Source organism: Nocardia sp. NBC_01730, assembly GCF_035920445.1.
Taxonomy (GTDB): domain Bacteria; phylum Actinomycetota; class Actinomycetes; order Mycobacteriales; family Mycobacteriaceae; genus Nocardia.
In genome coordinates this window covers 2,269,979-2,291,798 of sequence record NZ_CP109162.1, presented here as the reverse complement: position 1 = coordinate 2,291,798, position 21,820 = coordinate 2,269,979, and the positions used below count along the sequence as shown (strand labels likewise).

General features: G+C 67.0%; 2 protein-coding genes. Both read left to right on the top strand.

Going from position 1 to position 21,820, the window contains the following annotated elements:
* The first annotated feature begins 8 nt into the window (after positions 1 to 8).
* Complete coding sequence (locus OHB12_RS08785) at positions 9 to 10,895, top strand: type I polyketide synthase (protein ID WP_327117881.1); 10,887 nt, start codon at positions 9 to 11, stop codon at positions 10,893 to 10,895.
* Entirely contained in the window at positions 10,892 to 21,805 is a 10,914-nt protein-coding gene (locus OHB12_RS08780) for a type I polyketide synthase (protein WP_327117879.1), read from the top strand. The genes OHB12_RS08785 and OHB12_RS08780 overlap by 4 nt, the downstream gene beginning before the upstream one ends.
* The last annotated feature ends 15 nt before the right edge of the window (positions 21,806 to 21,820 follow it).

The window sequence follows — 21,820 nt, the reverse complement described above, 5'->3', positions numbered from 1 at the left end:
TTCCACCGATGGCCGACAACGACGAGCTGCGCCGGTATCTGAAGAAGACCGCGAAGGAGCTGTACGAGACCAAACAGCAGCTGCGCGAGTTCACCGACCGCTCGCAGGAGCCCATCGCCATCGTCGGCATGGCCTGCCGGTACCCCGGTGGCGTGCGGTCACCCGAGGATCTGTGGCGCATGACCGCGAACGGCGTGGATGCCGTCGGGGACTACCCTTCCGACCGGGGGTGGGATCTGGAGCGGCTGTTCAACCCGGATCCGGATGTGCCGGGCACGATCTACACCCGTGCGGGCGGGTTTCTCGACTCCATAGGCGACTTCGACGCAGCCTTCTTCGGGATCGGCCCCCGCGAGGCCGCGGCCATGGATCCGCAGCAGCGCCTGACGCTCGAGGCGGTCTGGGAGGCGTTGGAGGACGCGGGTATCGACCCGGTGTCGCTGCGCGGCAGCGACACCGGCGTCTTCGCCGGAGTAATCCACCAATACTACGGTCCCCGCATCGGCTCCCCGACCATCACCGCCGAGACGGAAGGCCATGCCTACCTCGGCGTTTCGAACAGCGTGCTATCCGGCCGGATCGCCTACACCTTCGGCTTCAAAGGCCCGGCCATCTCGGTGGACACCGCGTGCTCGTCGTCGCTGGTAGCCCTGCACCTCGCCTGCCAGGCGTTGCGGCAGGGCGACGCCACGTTGGCCCTGGCCGGCGGCGTCACCGTGATGTCGGACCCGTCCCTGCTGATCGCGTTCGCGCGTCAGCGTGCGCTGTCGCCCGATGCGCGCTGCAAGGCATTCGCGGCGGCCGCCGACGGGACCGGTTTCTCCGAAGGTCTCGGGATGCTGGTGTTGGAGCGGTTGTCGGATGCCCGACGGTTGGGACACCCGGTTCTGGCAGTGGTGCGCGGCACCGCGGTCAATCAGGACGGCGCGAGCAACGGCTTGACCGCCCCGAACGGTCCGTCGCAGGAACGAGTGATCGCGCAGGCGCTCGCGAACGCCGGTCTGGATCCGTCGGATATCGACGCGGTAGAGGCGCACGGCACGGGCACGATGCTGGGGGATCCCATCGAGGCGCGGGCACTGATCAGCGTCTATGGTGCGCGGCGTGAGAGCGCGCCGCTGCGTTTGGGTTCGCTCAAGTCGAATATCGGTCACACTTCGGCGGCGGCGGGTGTCGGGGGTGTGATCAAGATGGTGCAGGCTATGCGGCACGGTGTGTTGCCGAAGACGTTGCATGTGGATGCGCCCACCCCGCACGTGGATTGGTCTGCGGATACGGTACGGCTTCTCCAGGACAGCGAGCCTTGGCCTGCGGGGGAGCGGGTGCGTCGGGCGGGTGTGTCGTCGTTCGGGGCCAGCGGCACCAACGCGCACCTCATTCTCGAGGAAGCACCTACCGATCCGGTCGTCGCGCAGTCGGGAGGCGAGCCCGAGCAGGTGGCGGCGGCGAAGACCAGCGTGTCGGATTTCGTTCCGCTGTTGATATCGGCCAAGTCCGACGAAGCCCTGCGGGCACAGGCGGATCGACTGCGGCAGTGGTTGATCGGCGATCCCGACGCGGATGTGTGGGATGTGGCGCATTCCTTGGCGACGTCGCGGGCACTGTTGGACTGGCGCGGCGTAATCGTGGGGCGTGACCGGGAAGAACTGCTGGCAGGTCTGGCCGATTTGGCGGCGAGTGCGCCAGGCGCGATCGAGGCGAAAGCAGGTTCTGATAAGACGGCGTTTCTGTTTACCGGTCAGGGTGCTCAGCGGCCCGGGATGGGTGCGGGTCTGTATCGCGCGTTTCCGGTGTTCGCGGCGGCATTGGATGAGGTGTGCGCGGAGTTCGATCCTTTGCTCGGGCGGTCGTTGAAGGATGCGATGTTCGCCGGTACTGAGGGGTTGTTGGATCGGACGGAGTTCACACAACCTGCGTTGTTTGCGTTCGAGGTGGCGCTGTTCCGGCTGATCGAATCGTTCGGTGTGAGGCCGGATGTGTTGATCGGGCATTCGATCGGGGAGTTGGCGGCCGCCTATGTGGCGGGGGTGTGGTCGTTGTCGGATGCGTGTGTGTTGGTGGCGGCGCGGGGTCGGTTGATGGGTGGGTTGCCGGTGGGTGGGGCGATGCTTGCGGTGGGGGTCGGTGAGGAGCGGGCAGCGGAGGTGATTGCCGGTTTCGGTGGTCGGGTGTCGGTTGCGGCGGTGAATGATCCGTCGTCGACGGTGTTGTCTGGGGATGTCGATGCCATCGATGAGATCGAGCGGCTATTGTCCGGCGAGGGGATCAAGACGAATAGGTTGCGGGTTTCGCATGCGTTCCATTCGGCGCGGATGGAGCCGATGTTGGCGGAGTTCCGCGCGGTGGCTGAAGGTGTCGTGTACGCGTCGCCGCGTCTGCCGATTGTGTCGAATGCGTCTGGCCGGTTCGCGGGGGAGGCGGTGACCGATCCGGAGTATTGGGTGGGGCAGGTGCGGGGTTGTGTCCGGTTCGCGCCGGGTGTGGATGCTCTCGTTGCGGAGGGTGTGCGGCGGTTCATCGAGGTGGGTCCGGATGCGGTGTTGGCGGCGATGACTCGTGGGTGTCTTGCCGAGAACCTCGAGGTCGAGTCGGCGTCGTCGGTGGTGGCGACTTCGCGGCGATCGGTCGATGAGGTGACGCAGTTCGTGACTGCTCTGGCGCAGGTTCATGTCACCGGTGTGTGGGTGGATTGGGGGCCGCTGTTCGTGGGCCGGGCGGTGGGTCGGGTTCCGTTGCCGACGTATGCGTTTCAGCGTCGGCGCTTCTGGTTGCAGCCCAATAGCGACGCGTCGCCGGCGTCGTCGGATCATCCGATTTTGACGGGTGTGGTGGGGTTGGCGGGCGCCGACGAATGGTTGTTCACCGGCCGGTTCTCCCTGCGTACTCATCCGTGGATCGCGGATCACATGACCTACGGCGTGGTGGTTGTGCCGAGCGCGACTCTCGTCGAGTTCCTTCTTGTCGCGGGCGACAGGATCGGTTGCGCGGTGGTGGAGGAACTCACGTTGCAGGCGCCGATCCTGCCGGCCGGGGACGACGAGATCGAGTTGCAGGTGTTGGTGCAGGCGCCCGACGAGTCAGGGCGGCGTCAGTTCGAGTTCTATTTCCGTAAGTCGTCGGATGACGAATGGACCCACAATGCCACTGGTGCGCTTGCGGCGCAGTGGGATGGTGATTCGGCGTTGTTGTCACGGCTGCGGGACGAGGAATGGCCACCCGCCGACGCCGAACTCGTGGACAGTGCGGCGCTTCCGGAGCGGATCGCGAAGGACACCGGGCTCGAGTACGGTCCCGCGTTAATCGGTGTGCGTGCTGCGTGGCAACGTGGCGACGCGGTCTTCTCGGAGATCGCACTGGACACCGACGCGGCGCCGGAGCCGGGACGGCACGACCTGCATCCGGCCCTGCTGGATATGGTGATGCACGCGGGTTTCTCCCGGTTGCTGTGGCGTGATGAAGATTCCGATCCGGATACCGGCAGGTTGTTGTTCCGTTGGGGTGGTGCACGATTCCACAAGTCGGCGACGGACGGTGGCCGGTGGCCTGCGGAAGTGACGTCGCTTCGGGTCATCGTGGTCGCGACTGGGGCGGAGACTGTGTCTGTCGCGACGGTCGATCCGGACGGCAATCCGATCGTGTCGGTTGATGCGGTGGTGATGCGTCCTTATGACGTGAAGGAATTCCGCAGCACACTGTCCGGTGATGAGGCAAGTCTGTACCAGGTGCGTTGGGAGCCTACTGCGGTAGGACGTGCCGACCGGTCGGCGTCGTCGATGGCTGTGCTCGCGGATACGACGGTGTCGGGTATCGACGCGTCCTACGGTTCTGTCGCGGATATTGTCGCGGCTGAACGGGTTCCGCGTGTGGTGGTGTGGCGCGCGACGGAGTTGGCTGCCGATGATTCGGCCGATATTCCCGGAGTGGTGCGGGCGGGGGTGCATGACGCGCTCGCGATGCTGAAGTCCTGGCTTGCCGAAGAACGTTTGGCGGATGTCCGGTTGGTGGTGGTCACGACGGGCGGCGCGGGGTTGTCCGGTGAGGCTCCGGATCTGGCTGCCGCTTCGGTGTGGGGATTGGTGCGTAGTGCGCAGTCGGAGAATCCGGAGCGGTTCGTCCTGGTCGATGAAGACCCGGCCGGGCCGTTGGATGTGGATCGGATCGCGGCCGTACTGGGATCAGGTGAACCGCAGGTGGCGGTGCGTGGTGGGGAGGTTCTGGTGCCCCGGTTGACGCGCGCGTCCGCGTCGGAGGACACCAGTGCACTGTCGTCGTCGGGGGACGGGACGGTGTTGATCACCGGTGGTACGGGCGGGTTGGGTGCGTTGTTCGCCCGCCATCTGGTCGCCGAGCACGGTGTGCGCCGGTTGGTGTTGACGTCGCGGCGGGGCCTGGCCGCACCCGGCGCCGCCGAGTTGGTCGCCGAGTTGGCGCAGGTGGGGGCGGATGCTCGGGTCGTGGCGTGTGATGTCGCTGATCATGGCGCAGTACGGGCCTTGTTGGACACCATCGATTCCGATGGCCGATTGACCGCTGTCGTGCACACCGCGGGGGTGCTCGATGACGGCACTGTGGAGTCGTTGACCGGTGAGCAGGTGGACCGGGTGTTGTCGCCGAAGGTGGACGGGGCCTGGCATCTGGATGAGTTGACCCGGGATCGTGACTTGTCGGCATTCGTGGTGTTTTCGTCGATAGCGGGGGTGCTCGGGTCGGCCGGGCAGGGCAATTACGCTGCGGCGAACGGCTTCTTGGATGCGTTGGCGCAACGGCGACGGGCCGCGGGGTTGCCTGCGACGTCGCTGGCGTGGGGGCCGTGGAACCAGGGCAGCGGGATGACCGGTGGTTTGGATCGTGCTGCTGTCGCTAGGTGGGATCGGTTGGGGCTGGGGCAGCTCGGTGACGACGAGGGTGTGCGCCTTTTCGACGCCGCTCTTGCCCACTCCGACGCACGACTGGTGTCGATCCGGTTCGACGCGAGTGTCTTGCGTCGCGAGCCCGAAATCGACAGCGTTCCGGTGGTATTGCGTGGATTCGTACGGCGTTCGGCACGCCCAGCGCACGCTGCGAAAGAGGCCTCGGCAGGACACGCGGCGGGTTCGTTGGGCGCCCGGCTGGCCGGGGTGCCGGAGGCTCAACGCGCCGAGGTAGTGCTGGAGGCGGTGCGCGACCAGGTCGCCGCGGTGCTCGGGCACGACTCGGGAGACGACATCAGGCCCGATCAGCGCTTCGACGAGATCGGTTTCGATTCGTTGGGTGCGGTGGAGTTCCGTAACCGGTTGGGTAAGGCTACGGGTCTGCAGTTGCCGTCGACCTTGGTGTTCGACTATCCGACTCCGGCGGCGGTGGCGAAGCTGGTGCAGTCGCGCGTCGAGCCGAAGACGGTGGGCGAACCTGTCAAGAAGACTGTGCGCCGGGTACGAGCAGACGAGCCGATCGCGATCGTGGGGATGGCCTGCCGGTTCCCAGGCGGTGTCGAATCACCGGATGAGCTCTGGGACCTCGTTGCTTCCGGAACCGACGCGACCGGCGATTTCCCGTCGGATCGTGGCTGGGATCTGGAGCGATTATTCGATTCGAATCCGGACAAGCCCGGTACCGTTTACACCCACCGCGGCGGATTCCTCTATGACGCAGGTAATTTCGACCCGGGTTTCTTCGGGATCAGCCCGCGGGAGGCGTCCGCGATGGATCCGCAGCAGCGGTTGTTGCTGGAGGTGTCGTGGGAGGCGTTGGAGCACGCGGGCATCGATCCGGCGTCGTTGCGAGGCAGTGACACCGGCGTGTTCGCCGGAGCTGGGTACTCGGGCTACATTGATCGCGTAGTCGGCGATCTGGAGGGCTATCGGCTCACCGGTACCACGAGCAGCGTGATTTCCGGGCGGGTGGCCTACGTCTTCGGTCTCGAGGGGCCCGCGGTCACCGTGGACACCGCGTGCTCGTCGTCGCTGGTCTCGCTGCATCTGGCCTGCCAAGCGCTGCGCCAGGGCGAGAGCTCGCTGGTGCTGGCGAGCGGTGTGACAGTCGCGGCAAGTCCTTACCTCTACGTCGATTTCGCGCGGCAACGCGGTCTGTCACCCGACGGACGTTGCAAGGCGTTCTCCGCCGCGGCGGACGGTGTCGCCTTCTCCGAGGGCGTCGGTGTGCTGGTGCTCGAGCGGCTCTCTGACGCCCGACGCCTGGGACACAACGTCCTCGCTCTCGTGCGTGGGACGGCGGTGAACCAGGATGGTGCGAGCAACGGTTTGACCGCGCCGAACGGTCCGTCGCAGGAACGGGTGATCGCCGCGGCGTTGGCCAATGCCGGACTCCAGCCGTCGGACATCGATGCGGTGGAGGCGCACGGTACCGGGACCACTCTGGGTGATCCGATCGAGGCGCAGGCGTTGATCGCCGCCTATGGCCAGGATCGACCGGATCGGCCGCTGCGCATCGGATCGATCAAGTCGAACATCGGACATACCGTGGCCGCGGCAGGCGTGGGTGGCGTCATCAAGATGGTTCAGGCGCTACAACACGAAACTCTGCCGAAGACACTCCACGCGGATGAGCTGAGCCCGCACGTGGAATGGTCTTCGGGCGATGTACAACTGTTGACCGAGGCCCAGCCGTGGCCGGCGGGCGACCGGGTCCGTCGAGCCGGGGTGTCGTCGTTCGGTGTCAGCGGCACCAACGCACACGCCATCCTGGAAGAAGCACCAGTCCGTCGGATTCCGTCGTCGCAGCCCGCGCCGGCGGATCGGCCCCGGACCGGGGAAGTCGTTCCGTGGGTGGTGTCGGCCAGTTCCGAGTCGGGTCTGCGGGCGCAGGCGGACCGACTGCGGCAGTGGGTGATCGGCCATCCCGACGCAGACGTGTGGGATGTCGCGCATTCCTTGGCGACATCCCGCGCTCGCATGGACTGGCGTGGTGCGGCCGTCGGTCGTGATCGGGACGAACTGCTGGCCGGTCTGGCCGATGTGGCGTCGGGGTCACCAGGCACGATCGAGGCGACAGCAGGTTCGGGAAAGGCGGCGTTCCTGTTCACCGGGCAAGGCGCGCAGCGGGTCGGTATGGGTGCGGGTCTGTACGCGGCGTTCGACGTGTTCGCGGCAGCGTTCGACGAGGTATGCGCACAGGTGGATCCGGTGCTCGACTGGTCGCTGAAGGACCTGGTATTCGATCCGAGTAACGCGGCGCTGTTGGATCTCACGCAGTTCACGCAGCCTGCGTTGTTCGCATTCGAGGTGGCGTTGTTTCGGCTGATGGAGTCGTTCGGTGTGACACCGGATGTGCTGATCGGACACTCGATCGGGGAGCTGGCTGCCGCGTACGTGGCCGGGGTGTGGTCGTTGCCGGATGCATGCGCCCTGGTGGTGGCGCGCGGCCGGTTGATGGGGGCGCTGCCAAGGGGCGGTGCGATGCTGGCGGCGGCGGTATCCGAGCAGCGAGTGGCCATGGTGCTCGCCGAGTTCGAGGGGCAGGTGTCGATGGCCGCGGTGAACGGTCCATCGTCGGTGGTGTTGTCCGGGGACGTGTTCGCGATCGGCAAGATCGAGGACAAGCTTGCTGTCGAGGGGGTGAAGACCTCCCGCTTGCGGGTCAGTCATGCCTTCCATTCGGCGTTGATGGATCCGATGCTCGACGAGTTCCGTGGCGTGGCCGAAGGTTTGACCTACCACCTGCCGACTGTTCCGATCGTGTCGAATGTCAACGGTGCTGTCGTCGGGGCGGAGTTGACCGACCCGGGTTATTGGGTGGAGCAGGTGCGTGGTTGCGTCCGGTTCGCGCCGGGGGTCGGCACTCTGGTCAAGGCAGGGGTGCGGCGGTTCGTGGAGATCGGACCGGATGCTGTGCTGTCCGCGATGACTCGGCAATGTCTTGCCGAGACTCCGGATGTCGAGGCCAAGTCGACGGTGGTCGCGGCCGCTCGGCGCTCGACCGACGAGCCGACCCAGTTCGTGTCCGCGCTGGCACAGGCATATGTCGCGGGAGTAGAGGTGGACTGGACTCCGTTGTTCACGAACCGCTCCACGAATCGGGTGGCATTGCCCACCTACGCCTTCCAGCATCAACGGTACTGGCTGCGTCCGGCCGTCGAGGTATCGCCGACGGCGTCGGGTCACCCGGTGTTGACCGGTGTGGTGCGGCTCGCGGGCAAAGACGAATGGATGCTCACGGGCCGGCTCTCGCGCCGGACCCATCCTTGGCTCGCGGACCACACAAGTTACGGCGTCATGGTCGTGCCGAGCACGGCGCTGTTGGAGATGCTGTTGGTGGCGGGGCCGCGGTTCGGCTGCGTCGGTGTGGATGAGCTCACGTTGGAGGCCCCGGTCCTCCCGCCCGAAGACGGTGAGATCGACCTGCAAGTGTTCGTCGACGAGTCGGACGACACCGGGCGGCGTCACTTCACCTTCCACTACCGCGTCGCCGGTGACGACGACAACGAATGGATACGTAACGCCAGCGGAATTCTGGCAGGCGACCGACCGGCCGCCGAACCGCTGATGGAACGGCTCCAGGCCGAGCCGTGGCCGCCGCTGGACGCCGACCCGATCGACCCGGAATGGATTCCCGCGCACATCGCAGCCGCGGTGGGGCTCGAGTACGGTCCTTCCTTCTGCGCCACCGAACGCGCGTGGCGGCACGGGGACACCGTCTTCTCCGAGGTCGCGTTGGATCCGACCGTCGACCCCGACGGTTTCACTTTGCATCCGGGCCTGATGGACGGTATTGGGCACGCCGGACTCGCCTGTCTGATGTGGCCGGAGCTCGGCAACGATCCGAACCTCGGCAAGCTGCTGTTCCGTTGGGGCGGGGCTCGATTTCACGACATCGCACGGCCCGCACAGCTGCGGGTGATCGCCGTGTCGAAGGGCGAGGATGCCATCGCCATCGCGGCGATGGACGGCGACGGCAACCCGGTCCTCTCCATAGACGAGGCCGTCATGCGGTCCTATGACGTCGCCCAGCTCCGCGACTCCCTGTCGGGCGGCGACGCCGGGGCGTACGCACTGCAGTGGACGGAGGTCCGCGCTTCGTCCGCCGACACGGTGTCCGGTGCGATTGCCGCACTGGGCTCGATCCCGGTTGCCGGTGTGTGGGAGCGGTATCCGGACCTCCACAGCCTGGCAACGACCGAGGGCGCGCTGCCCGAGGTTGTCGTGTGGTCGGTCGCCGCAGCCGCGACTGCGCGGAACGGCGACGCCGCAGCCGCGACGTACGACCAAGCGCGCTCGACATTGCACATGCTCCAGGCGTGGCTCGACAAGGAAGCCCTGGAGCGATCGCGACTGATCGTGGTCACCCACAACGCCGCCGGACTGCCCGGCGAGACGCCGGACCTCGCCGCGGCCGCGGTGTGGGGGTTGGTGCGCAGCGCGCAAACCGAATACCCCGATCGGATCGTTCTGCTCGACTGGCAGTCCTCGCCCGGCGAACAGCCGCTGTCGGCCGACGCCGTGTTGACGGTCCTCGCGGCCGATGAGCCGCAAGTGGCCGTTCGTGGGGACACCTTGCTGACGCCGAGGCTGGAGCGCAGGGATGGGTCTGCGGAGACGAGGCCGTCGTTCGGATCCGGCACCGTGATGATCACCGGAGGCACCGGCGGGCTCGGCGGGATGCTGGCTCGGCACCTGGCTGTCGAGCACGGTGTCCGGCAGTTGCTCCTGGTCTCCCGCAGCGGTGAGAATGCGGCGGGTGCAGTGGAATTGGCGGCGGAACTGAGTGAGCTCGGCGCCAAGGCGCGCCTCGCGGCCTGCGATGTCGCGGACCGGACGGCATTGCGGGCGCTGCTCGATTCGATCCCGCCGGAACAGCCGTTGACGGCAGTGGTCCATGCGGCGGGTGCGCTCGATGACGCAACGATTCGAACGCTCACGGTCGAACAGTTGGATCGCGTGCTCGCGCCGAAGGTTGACGCTGCGTGGAATCTGCACGAGGCGACGCGGGGCTCGGATGTATCGGCGTTCGTGCTGTTCTCGTCGATTTCCGGTGTCCTCGGGTCCGCGGGTCAGGCCAACTATGCCGCTGCCAACAGCTTCCTGGACGCGTTGGCCGCCCGGCGTCGTGCCGAAGGACTGCCCGCCGTAGCACTCGCCTGGGGTCCGTGGGAGCGGACCGGAGCGGGATCGGGCGGCATGACGGACACCCTCGACGAAGCGGCAGTCGCACGACTGGCCCGCCTGGGTTTGCGACCGCTGACCCGAGCGGACGGCCTTCGGCTGTTCGACACCGTTGCGGGCATCGGATCGGCACCGGCGGAAGTATCCGCGCTCGTGCCGGCTTGTTTCGACGTGAACGCCCTTCGCCGGGAAGCTCGCGCCGACACGATCCCCGCGCTATTGCGAGGGTTCGTTCGGCATTCCGAGCGGGAAGCCGGGCACGGCAGGCAATCACGCGTCTTCGATCTGGCCCGGGTACCGGAGGCCAAACGAGAGCAGGCCGTACTCGGTCTGGTTCTCGAACAAGCCGCCGCCGTATTGGGCTACTCGTCGACGAACGATATTCGGCCCGACAAGGGATTCGACGAGATCGGATTCGATTCGCTGGGTGGGGTGGAGCTCCGGAATCGGCTTTCGAAAGCTACCGGCCTCCAGTTGCCTTCGACGCTGGTGTTCGACTACCCGACACTCTCCGAGTTGGCCGGGTATCTGCACGGCCAACTCGCCCTGACCGTCACCGCGGAACCGCCTACCGCCGTTCCCGCGTCCGATGATCTCGCTCGTCTGGAGGCGATGGTCGAACGCGTCCTCGCTGCGGCGGGCGACGACGACGCGACCGTTACCGCATTGCTCGGCATCGGCGACCGGCTTCGGTCCCATCTCGGCGACAGATGGCAGACCGACGAGTACGACGATCTTGCCGCGCATTCCAGCAGCGAGCTTTTTGACCTGATTGATGAGGAGTTCGGTCAACCATGAGCAACGAGGAAAAACTCACCCGTTACCTGCGGAAACTCACCGGAGACCTACGCACCGCCAACAAGCACATCCACGAGTTGGAGGAGCGTGCGCGGGAACCGATTGCGATTGTCGGGATGAGCTGCCGCTATCCGGGGGGCGTCGACTCCCCCGCACAACTGTGGGATCTGGTCGCCTCCGGTACCGACGCGGTCGGCGGTCTTCCGACCGATCGAGGGTGGGACCTGGAGCGGCTGTTCAACCCGGATCCGGATGTGCCGGGCACGATCTACACCCGTGAGGGCGGGTTTCTTTATTCGGCAGCCGATTTCGATGCGGGTTTCTTCGGAATCGGCCCTCGGGAAGCCGCGGTGCTGGATCCGCAGCAGCGCCTGATGCTCGAGGCATCCTGGGAGGCGTTGGAGGACGCGGGTATCGACCCGGTGTCGCTGCGCGGCAGCGACACCGGCCTCTTCGCCGGAGTCTTCCATCAGTACTACGGTCCGCGGGTCGGCTCCCCGACATTGACGGCCGAGGCGGAAGGCCATGCCTACCTGGGTGCGGCGAGCTGCGTTCTGTCCGGCCGGATCGCCTACACATTCGGTTTCAAGGGGCCCACGATGTCGGTCGATACCGCGTGCTCGTCGTCGCTGGTGGCGTTGCATCTGGCGTGTCAGGCATTGCGGCAGGGCGATACGTCACTCGCGTTGGCGGGTGGGGTGACCGTGATGTCGGATCCGTCCCTGCTGATCGCGTTCGCGCGTCAGCACGCGCTGTCGTCCGATGCCCGGTGCAAGGCGTTCGCGGCGGCCGCCGACGGGACAGGCTTCTCCGAAGGTCTCGGGATGCTGGTGCTGGAGCGGTTGTCTGATGCCCGTCGGTTGGGGCACACCGTATTGGCGGTGATTCGGGGCAGCGCGGTGAATCAGGACGGCGCGAGCAAGGGTATGACTGCGCCGAATGGTCCTTCGCAGGAGCGGGTGATCACGGCGGCGTTGGCGAATGCCGGATTGGATCCGTCGGATGTCGATGCGGTGGAGGCGCACGGTACGGGCACGATGCTGGGGGATCCGATCGAGGCGCGGGCGTTGATCAGAGTCTATGGGCAACAGCGGGAGAGCGGTCCGTTCCGTTTGGGCTCGCTCAAGTCGAATATCGGTCACACTTCGGCGGCGGCGGGTGTCGGGGGTGTGATCAAGATGGTGCAGGCTATGCGGCACGGTGTGTTGCCGAAGACGTTGCACGTGGATGCGCCTACCCCCCATGTGGATTGGTCTGCGGATACGGTGCGATTGTTGACCGAGGCCGAGCCGTGGCCTGCAGGGGAGCGGGTGCGCCGGGCGGGTGTGTCGTCGTTCGGGGTCAGCGGCACCAACGCGCACGTGATTCTCGAGGAAGCGCCCACTGATCCGGTCGCCGCGGAGTCCAAGGGCAATTCGGAGCAGGTCGACTCCGAAGAGATGTCGTCGCCGCGGCCGAGCGTCGTGTCGGATGTCGTCCCGTGGATCGTGTCGGCGAAGTCCGAGCCGGGCCTGCGGGCACAGGCGGATCGACTGCGGCAGTGGTTGATCGGCGATCCGGACGCAGACGTGTGGGATGTGGCGCATTCCTTGGCGACGTCGCGGGCACTGTTGGACTGGCGCGGAGTGGTTGTGGGACGTGACCGTGCGGAGTTGCTGGCAGGTTTGGCAGCACTCGCCGACAGTGCGTCCTCCCACAGCGTCGGCGTGGTCGGCGGCGTCGTGGGCACGGGACGCACGGCGTTTCTGTTCACCGGTCAAGGCGCGCAGCGGCCCGGAATGGGGCGGGAACTGTACGCGGCGTTTCCAGTGTTCGCGGCCGCGATGGACGAGGTGTGCGCCGCGTTCGATCCACTGCTCGGACGATCGTTGAAAGATCTGATGTTCGCCGAGGACGGCGCGGCGCTACTGGATCGGACGGAGTTCACTCAGGTCGCGCTGTTCGCGTTCGAGGTGGCGCTGTACCGGCTGCTCGAATCGTTCGGTGTGACACCGGATGTGCTGCTCGGTCATTCCATCGGTGAGCTGGTGGCGGCATATGTCGCCGGGGTTTGGTCGCTGACGGACGCGTGTGCGCTGGTGGAGGCACGCGGGCGGCTGATGGGGGCGTTGCCGGAGGGCGGGGCAATGCTGGCGGCGGCCGTATCCGAAGATGAGGCGGTCGCCCTCGTGGCCGGATACTCCGGCAGGCTGGCGGTGGCTGCGGTGAACGGCCCAGCTGCGGTGGTGTTGTCCGGCGACGTGGACGCCGTTGACGAGGTCGAACGACGGCTTGCCGACCGAGGCCGCAAGACGAGCCGGTTGCGGGTCAGCCACGCTTTCCACTCGGCGCGCATGGAACCGATGCTCGACGAATTCCGCACGGTGGCAGCGGGTTTGACCTATCAGGTGCCAAACATTTCGATTATGTCGAATGTGACCGGCGAGGTGGTGGATAGTGAACTGACCGATCCGGAGTACTGGGTACGCCAGGTACGGTCGGCCGTGCGGTTCGCTCCGGGGGTGCGGGCGCTGACCGCGACCGGGACCCGGCGCTTCCTGGAGGTCGGCCCGGACGCCGTCCTGGCGGCGATGACACGCCAGTGTCTGGCCGAGGAACCCGAGGTCGAGTCGCGGTCGGTGGTGGCCGCCGCCGCTCGGCGCAGCGCGGAAGAGGTCGAGCAGTTCACCATGTTCCTGGCCGCCGCGCACGCCGCGGGTCTCGAGGTGGATTGGCGCTCCCTGTACGAAGGACGATCGCTGCGTCGGATTCCCTTGCCGACCTATGTATTCCAACGCGCTCGGTACTGGCTGCCGCCGAGTGGTGACGTCGGCGACGTGAGTCGCGCCGGTCTGCTGCCGATCGACCACCCCATGCTCGGCGCGGCGATCTCAGTGGCCGGTAAGGACGAGTGGTTGTTCACCGGCCGACTTTCGGTGGCATCGCATCCGTGGATCGCAGATCACGCGGTATTCGGCGGGGTGCTGTTACCAGGAACTGGTTTCGTGGAGCTGGCGTTGGCGGTCGGTGCTCGATTGGGCGTCGAAATCGTCGATGAGCTGGTTCTGGAAGCTCCGCTGCGGTTGGACGACAGGGTCGAGATCGACATCCAGATCGGTGTCGAGGCGCCGGATGACGATGGGCGGCGGCGGTTCGTCGTGGCGTCCAAGGCCATCGGCGAGCAGCCGGACGACGGATTCGGAACCACGCACGCGCGTGGCATTCTTGCGCCGGGCGTGGTGATCGACGTGCTGGCGTCGCGCGGCGACAACGGGCTGTCGTCGAAGGACGAGGCGACGCCCGGTGAAGTGTTGTACGACCAGTTGGCCGCGCGCGGATTCGGTTACGGACCTGCGTTTCAAGGGGTGCGCAGGGTGTGGCGGGACGGCGACGACGTGTCGGCCGATGTGAGGTTGAGCGCCGAAGTCGGTGCGGAAGCCTCTCGGTTCGGCATGCATCCCGCGCTGCTGGACGCCGCGCTGCATGCCGCGGTGCACGAATTGGCCACGGACCTGCCACAGGACCACCTGCCGCTGCCGTTCTCGTTCAACGGCGTGCGGTTGTTCCAACCCGGAGCGACGGCCGTGGAGGTTCGAATCCGGCGCACCGGGGCTGACAGTGTGCGGCTCACGATCGTCGACGAGGCGGGCGCGCCGGTGTTGACCGTCGAATCACTGCAGTCGCGTCCGGTCGACAGTCAGGTTCTGAACCAGGGCCGATCCGTCGGTCGCCATGGGCTCTATGACGTGCGGTGGATCGCGGTCGAATCCCGTTCGCAGGTAGGTGCGGGCACCGGGCGGATCGCCGTCATCGGCTCGACGCCGGCGGCCGGGTTCGAGGAGAGCTACCCGGATATGGCCGCGCTGGGCGAGGTCGCCGGGGAGCACGGTCCGGATGTGGTGGTGTGGTTCGCCGATGACGCCGATTCGTCGCTCGCCGAGGGCGGGCCATGGTCGGCGCACACTGTGCACCGACGCGTACACGCGACATTGGCGACAGTTCGATCGTGGTTGCGCCTTCCCACGGCGGCTGACGCTCGACTGATTGTGGTGACGCACAATGGAGCGGGTCTGTCCGGCGAGGATCCCGATTTGGCGGCGGCGGCGACGTGGGGTTTGCTGCGGAGCGCGCAATCGGAGAATCCCGGCCGGATTGTGTTGGTGGACAGTGATGTCGACGGCGCAGTGACGCCGGAGCTGATATCCGCCGCCCTGGATGCCGAAGAGGCGCAGCTGGCGGTGCGTGCGGGTGCTCTGCTGGCGCCGCGGCTGACCCGTCGCGACGCGCCCGCGGTCGGGTCGAGTATCGCGGTCGGTTCGGGTGCGGTGTTGATCACCGGTGGCACCAGCGGGTTGGGCGCTCTCGTGGCGCGGCATCTGGCCGCGACGCATGGGGTGCGTGATCTGGTGTTGGTGTCCCGGCGTGGTGAGCGGGCCGACGGTGTCGCCGAACTCGTGGCCGAGCTGACCGAGCTCGGAGCTCGATCGCGGGTGCTGGCGTGTGATGTCAGTGACCGCGCGGCCGTACGGACGATGCTTGACGACATCTCCGACGGCCCCGCGCTGACAGCCGTCATTCACGCGGCCGGTGTACTGGCCGACGGCACCGTCGAATTGCTCACGCCCGATCAGGTCGACCGGGTGCTCGCGCCGAAGGTGGACGCAGCGCTGAACCTGCACGAGCTCACCCTGGATCGCGATCTGTCGGCGTTCGTCATGTTCTCCTCGGTCGCGGCGGTTCTCGGATCACCAGGGCAGGGTAACTACGCGGCGGCGAACTCGGTTCTGGACGCGTTGGCGCGGCGCCGCGCCAACGCGGATCTACCCGCGGTTTCCGTGGCCTGGGGTCCGTGGAGTCAGGTCAGCGGGATGACTGCCGAACTGGGCGCGGCGGGAGTGGAACGGCTGTCGCGCATAGGCTTTCGCCCGCTGGCCGAAGCTGACGGGCTCAGGCTCTTCGATCTCGCCGGTGCTGCGGGCGGACCGTTTGTCGCCGCGGTCGACTTCGACATGGCGACACTGTCCATCAACGCGCGCGCGGGCCTGTTGCCGGGGCTGCTGCAGTCGCTGACGCCGTCGCCACGCCGCGCGGACAGTGGTGGTGGGGACCTGGCGCGGCTGTTGGCGCCGGCGTCGCGGGACAAACACGACGCGATCGTGCTCGATTTCGTGCGGGCTCAGGTTGCCGCGGTGCTGGGTCATGCCTCAGGGGAGCTGATCGATGTCGAGAAACCGTTCAGTGAAATGGGTTTCGATTCACTGGGTGCGGTGGAGTTCCGCAACCGGCTCGGAAAGACGACAGGTTTGCGGCTGCCCACCACCCTCGTCTTCGACCACCCCACCACTCGGGCGGTGGCGACGTTCATCTTGTCCAAGGTCGGGGACTCGCCCGACGCGGAACGGCGGAGGACGAGAACCGCGCGTCGGGTGCAGGTCGATGAGCCGATCGCGATCGTAGGTATGGCTTGTCGGTATCCAGGTGGTGTCGAGTCGGCGGATGATCTGTGGAATCTGGTGTCGTCGGGTGCGGATGCCATCAGCGAGTTTCCGTCGGATCGTGGTTGGGATCTGGGTCGGCTGATTCATCCGGACCCCGACCACTCGGGCACGTCGTATGTCCGGGAGGGTGGCTTCCTGACGAACGCGGCCGATTTCGACGCGGGCTTTTTCGGGATCGGTCCCCGTGAGGCGATTGCGATGGATCCGCAGCAGCGTTTGTTGTTGGAGGTGTCGTGGGAGGCGTTGGAGCATGCCGGCATCGATCCGGTGTCGTTGCGGGGCAGCGACACCGGTGTCTATACGGGCGTGATGTACCAGGACTACGACGCCCTGACGCGTAAGGCGGGGCCGGAGGTCGAAGGGTATGTCGCGACCGGCGCCGCGGGGAGTGTGGTGTCCGGGCGAGTGGCCTATGCGTTGGGTCTGGAAGGGCCGGCGATGACGGTGGATACCGCCTGCTCGTCGTCGCTCGTGGCGTTGCATGTGGCGTGCCGGGCGCTGCGTCAGGGGGAGAGTTCGCTGGCGTTGGTGGGTGGAGCCACGGTGATGGCGACGCCGATGGTGTTCGTGGAGTTCTCCCGGCAGCGCGGTCTGTCGCCCGACGGTCGGTGCAAGGCATTTTCGGCGTCGGCCGATGGTGTGGCTTGGGCGGAGGGTGCGGCTGTGCTGGTGGTGGAGCGGCTGTCGGATGCGCAGCGCTTGGGCCACAACGTGTTGGCGGTGGTGCGTGGCAGCGCGATCAATCAGGATGGTGCGAGCAATGGCTTGACTGCGCCGAATGGTCCATCGCAGGAGCGGGTGATTGCGGCGGCGTTGGCGAATGCCGGTTTGGGTCCGGTGGATGTGGATGTTGTGGAGGCGCACGGTACCGGGACGGCGTTGGGTGATCCGATCGAGGCGCAGGCCTTGATCGCCGCCTATGGACAGGATCGGCTGAGTGGGCCGTTGCGGATTGGTTCGTTGAAGTCGAATATCGGGCACTCGCAGGCGGCTTCGGGTGTCGGTGGTGTGATCAAGATGGTGCAGGCGATGCGGCACGAGACCCTGCCGAAGACCTTGCATGTCGACGCGCCGAGCCCGCACGTGGATTGGTCCGCGGGCGATGTCCGGGTGTTGACCGAGGCGGAGTCGTGGCCCGCCGGCGATCGGGTGCGGCGCGCGGGAGTGTCCTCGTTCGGGATCAGCGGCACGAATGCGCACGTGATCCTCGAGGAACCGTCGGCGCCGTCGGCGCCCCGCGCCGTATCGGAGCCTGGCGACGGCGGCGAACTCGCGTCAACGGAGTCGGATATCGACGTCGCCGCGGTGCCACTGGTGGTGTCGGCGAAGTCGGAAGAGGGATTGCGCGGGCAGGCCGGCCGGTTGCGGGATTGGTTGGCCGACCGTCCGGATGTGGATAGCTGGGCCGTCGCGTGGTCCTTGCTGGAATCGCGGGCGTCGCTGGATCGGCGCGGCGTCGTGGTCGGGCGTGATCGCGACGAGTTGCTCGCCGGCCTGGCGGCGCTTGCGTCGGGTTCGGCGCAGCCGGGCGTGGTCGACGGCGTCACGACTCCGGGGAAGACGGTATTCCTGTTTACCGGGCAGGGTGCGCAGCGTGTGGGTATGGGCGCGGGGCTGTACCAGGCGTTTCCGGTGTTCGCGGCCGCCTTGGACGAGGTGTGTGGCGAGTTCGATCGTTATCTCGGCGGGTCGTTGCGGGATGTGATGTTCACCGATTCCGAAGGTGTGCTGGATCGGACGGAGTGGACGCAGCCTGCGTTGTTCGCGTTCGAGGTGGCCATGTTCCGGTTGATCGAATCATTCGATGTGACGCCGGATCTGCTGGTCGGGCACTCTATCGGTGAGCTGGTAGCGGCATATGTCGCCGGTGTCTGGTCACTCTCGGACGCGTGCGCGCTGGTGGCGGCGCGCGGCCGGTTGATGGGGGCGTTGCCGGAGGGCGGGGCGATGCTGGCGGTCGCCGTGTCGGAGGCCGAGGCAGGGGAGGCGCTGGTCGGCTATGGGGATCGGGTGTCGATCGCGGCGGTGAACGGTCCCGAGGCGGTGGTGTTCTCAGGGGATGAGGGTGCCGTCGACGAGATCCGGCAACGGCTTACCGGTGCGGGCCGCAAGAGCACGCGGCTGCGGGTCTCACACGCGTTCCATTCGGTGTTGATGGAACCGATGTTGGACGAGTTCCGTGCGGTGGCCGAAGGTTTGACGTATAGGACGCCATCGTTGCCGATTGTGTCGAATGTGTCGGGTGCGCCTGCGCGCGATGCGGTGTGTGATCCGGAGTATTGGGTGGCGCAGGTGCGTGGTTGTGTGCGGTTCGCTTCCGGGGTGGACACGTTGGTCGAGTCCGGTGTGCGGAGGTTCGTGGAGGTCGGTTCGGACGCGGTGCTCACCGCGATGACCCGGGAGTGCTTAGCGGAACATCCGGAGGCCAAGTCGATGGTGGTGGCGTCGTCGCGGCGGTCGATCGACGAGGTGTTCCAGCTCGTCACGCTCCTCGCGCACGCGCACGCAGTGGGTATGCCGGTGGACTTGCGGCGCTTGGTCGCTGGGCGCTCCGCGGGCCGAGCGGCGTTGCCCACCTACGCCTTCCAGCACCAACGCTACTGGCCGCAGCCGATACCCGAAGTCGTGGCAGGCTCGTTCGGGCATCCCCTGTTGACGAACGTGGTGCCGGTCGCGGGCAAGGACGAGTGGCTGTTCACCGGACGATTCTCGGTGCGGACTCATCCCTGGATCGCCGACCACACGGTCCTCGGCTCGGTGTTGCTGCCCGGGACGGCCTTTGCGGAATTGGCGTTGACCGCGGGTGGGCGACTGGACGTCGGCGTCATCGAGGAACTGCTGCTGGAAGCCCCGCTCGTGCTCGCCGGCGATGCAGAGGTCGACCTGCAGCTGAGTGTCGCGTCACCCGACGGAGAGGGTCGGCGGACATTCGCGATCTACGCCCGCTCCGAAACGGCGGATGGGGACGCGGCCGACGAGGACCCGTGGGTGCTCCACGCAGGCGGTGTCCTGACCGCCGCCGCCGACGACGACCCGGCATGGAGTGAGCAGACCTGGCCTCCCGCCGGTGCGGAGCCGTCGGACGGCGCGTCCATCTATGACCGCCTGGCGCAGCGCGGTTTCGACTACGGCCCGGCATTCCAGGGTGTGACCGCGATGTGGACCCGTGGCGAGCAGGCCTTCGCCGAAGTCTCTCTCGACGAATCCGCGAGCGGCTCGGTATCCACGTTCGGCATTCACCCGGCGCTTCTGGACGCATGCCTGCACGCGGCTATCGACGGCCTGACCTCCGACCTGCCGCCGGGGCAGTTGCCGTTGCCCTTCTCGTTCGCCGGAGTGCGGCTGTGGCGCCCCGGCGTCGGGGCAGTGCGCGCGCGAGTGGTTCGGGACGACAGCGGGCAGGTCGGGATCGACGTTGTCGACGACACTGGTTCGATCGTCTTGACCATCGATGCGGTCGCCGCGCGTCCGGTCGACGTCGGCGCTCTGAACGCGGCAAGTACGGCCCGGCGCTCGTCGCCACTGACCTTGCAGTGGATCCAGTCGGAGCTGCCTGCGCTCTCGTCCCTGGCCTCCGCCGGGGTGATGGCGACCTCGGGTGCGACGAGGACGTCCGGGATCGATCACCACTATGCCGACCTAGCGGAACTGGCCGCGGCCGAGGAGATTCCGGACGTGATCGTCTGGTCACTCGCCGACGACCTCGCCCTGTCCGACGCGGTAGCCGGGGACGGTCGGACCCCGTCCGCTGGGCGTGCCGGAGCGATTCGGACGTCGATCCACACGGCATGGGAGATGCTGCGGTCCTGGCTGTCGATCGAGCGGCTGGCGGACACCCGACTCGTGGTAACGACCCGCCGCGCGGCGGGCCTCCCGGGTGAGTCCGTGGATTTGGCCGCGGCCGCGGTGGCGGGGTTGGTCCGCAGCGCCCAATCGGAGCACCCGGGCCGCATCGTGCTGCTGGATCACGATGGCGACCTCCGCGCGGATCTCGTGGGGTGCGTCCTCGAGTCGGATCAGGCCCAGGTAGCGGTACGCGATTCCCGGATGTTCGTGCCGCGTCTGTCCCAAGGCGGCGTTCCGGCCGAGGAACGTTCGTCATCCGACACCGGCGGCGCGTTCGGAAACGGCACGGTGCTGATCACCGGCGGTACCACTGGATTGGGCGCCGTGACGGCTCGGCATGTGGTCGCTGCTCACGGTGTCGAACACCTGCTGCTGGTATCACGGCGGGGGGAGGAGGCGGAAGGAGTCGCGGAGCTGGTCGCCGAGCTGGCTCGATTGGGCGCCGAAACGCGTGTCGCCGCATGTGACGTCGGTGATCGGGCGGGTTTGGCGGCCGTGCTCGATTCGATCGGGTCCGAGCACCCGTTGACGGCGGTGATCCACTCCGCAGGCGTGGTCGACGACGCCACGATCGAAACGCTGACCACGGAGCAGATCGACCGAGTACTCGCGCCGAAGGTCGACGGTGCGCTGAACCTGGACGAACTCACCCGGGAGCACGATCTGGCGGCGTTCATCGTGTTCTCCTCGGTTGCGGCGTCGCTCGGCGCGCCAGGTCAAGGCAACTACGCGGCGGCGAACTCGTTCCTAGACGGACTCGCGCGTGCTCGCCGCGCCCATGGTCTGCCCGCATTGTCGGTGGCCTGGGGACCCTGGAACCAGGACGCGGGTATGACGGGCAATATCGACCGCGCCGCCGTGGCGCGGTTGAAACGGCTGGGTATCGAAGTGCTCGGTGGCGAAGACGGGACTGCGCTGCTCGATGCCGCGATCGCCATGGACGAAGCTATGGTCGCCTGTGTCGAGTTCGACAAGCCGAGACTGGCGGTGCAGGCTCGAGCTGGACTGCTGCCCGATGTGCTCAGTGGCCTCGTACCTGCGCGGGCGCGGCGCGCGACGAGCGGTGTCGCAGTCGGCGGCCTGTTTGCTCAACGGCTCGCCGCCGAACCGGAGGACCAACGGGATGCGCTGGTGCTCGAATTCGTGCGGGAACATGCCGCGGCAGTTCTGGGGCACCCGTCGGCCGCGGCCATCGAGCCCGAGACCCCGTTCAACGAACTGGGTTTCGATTCGCTGGGCGGTGTCGAGCTGCGGAATCGGCTCGCCGAGGCGGCGGGCATGAAACTGCCGTCGACGCTGGTGTTCGATTACCCGACCGCTACCGCTGTGGCGAAACTGTTGCGCTCGCGGTGGGATGCTACGTCGACTACCTCGGCGGTCGACGACCAGATCGCCTCGCTCCGATCGCTGCTCGCGACCCTACCGTCCGCCGGGGACAAGGCGCGCTTGGCCGAGCGGATCCGCTCGGCGCTGGCCGAAGCTCTGGAGGATCGTGAATCCACGCCCCACAGCGACCGCGTCGCCGTCGAGGCGGCGAGTGCTGACGAGCTCTTTGCTCTTATCGACCAGCAGATAACTTCACAGTAGGGAATGAAATGACAC

Excerpts from the sequence above, each read along its gene's own strand:
- OHB12_RS08785 (WP_327117881.1), top strand. The coding sequence starts at position 9 with ATGGCCGACAACGACGAGCTGCGCCGGTATCTGAAGAAGACCGCGAAG.
- OHB12_RS08780 (WP_327117879.1), top strand. The coding sequence starts at position 10,892 with ATGAGCAACGAGGAAAAACTCACCCGTTACCTGCGGAAACTCACCGGA.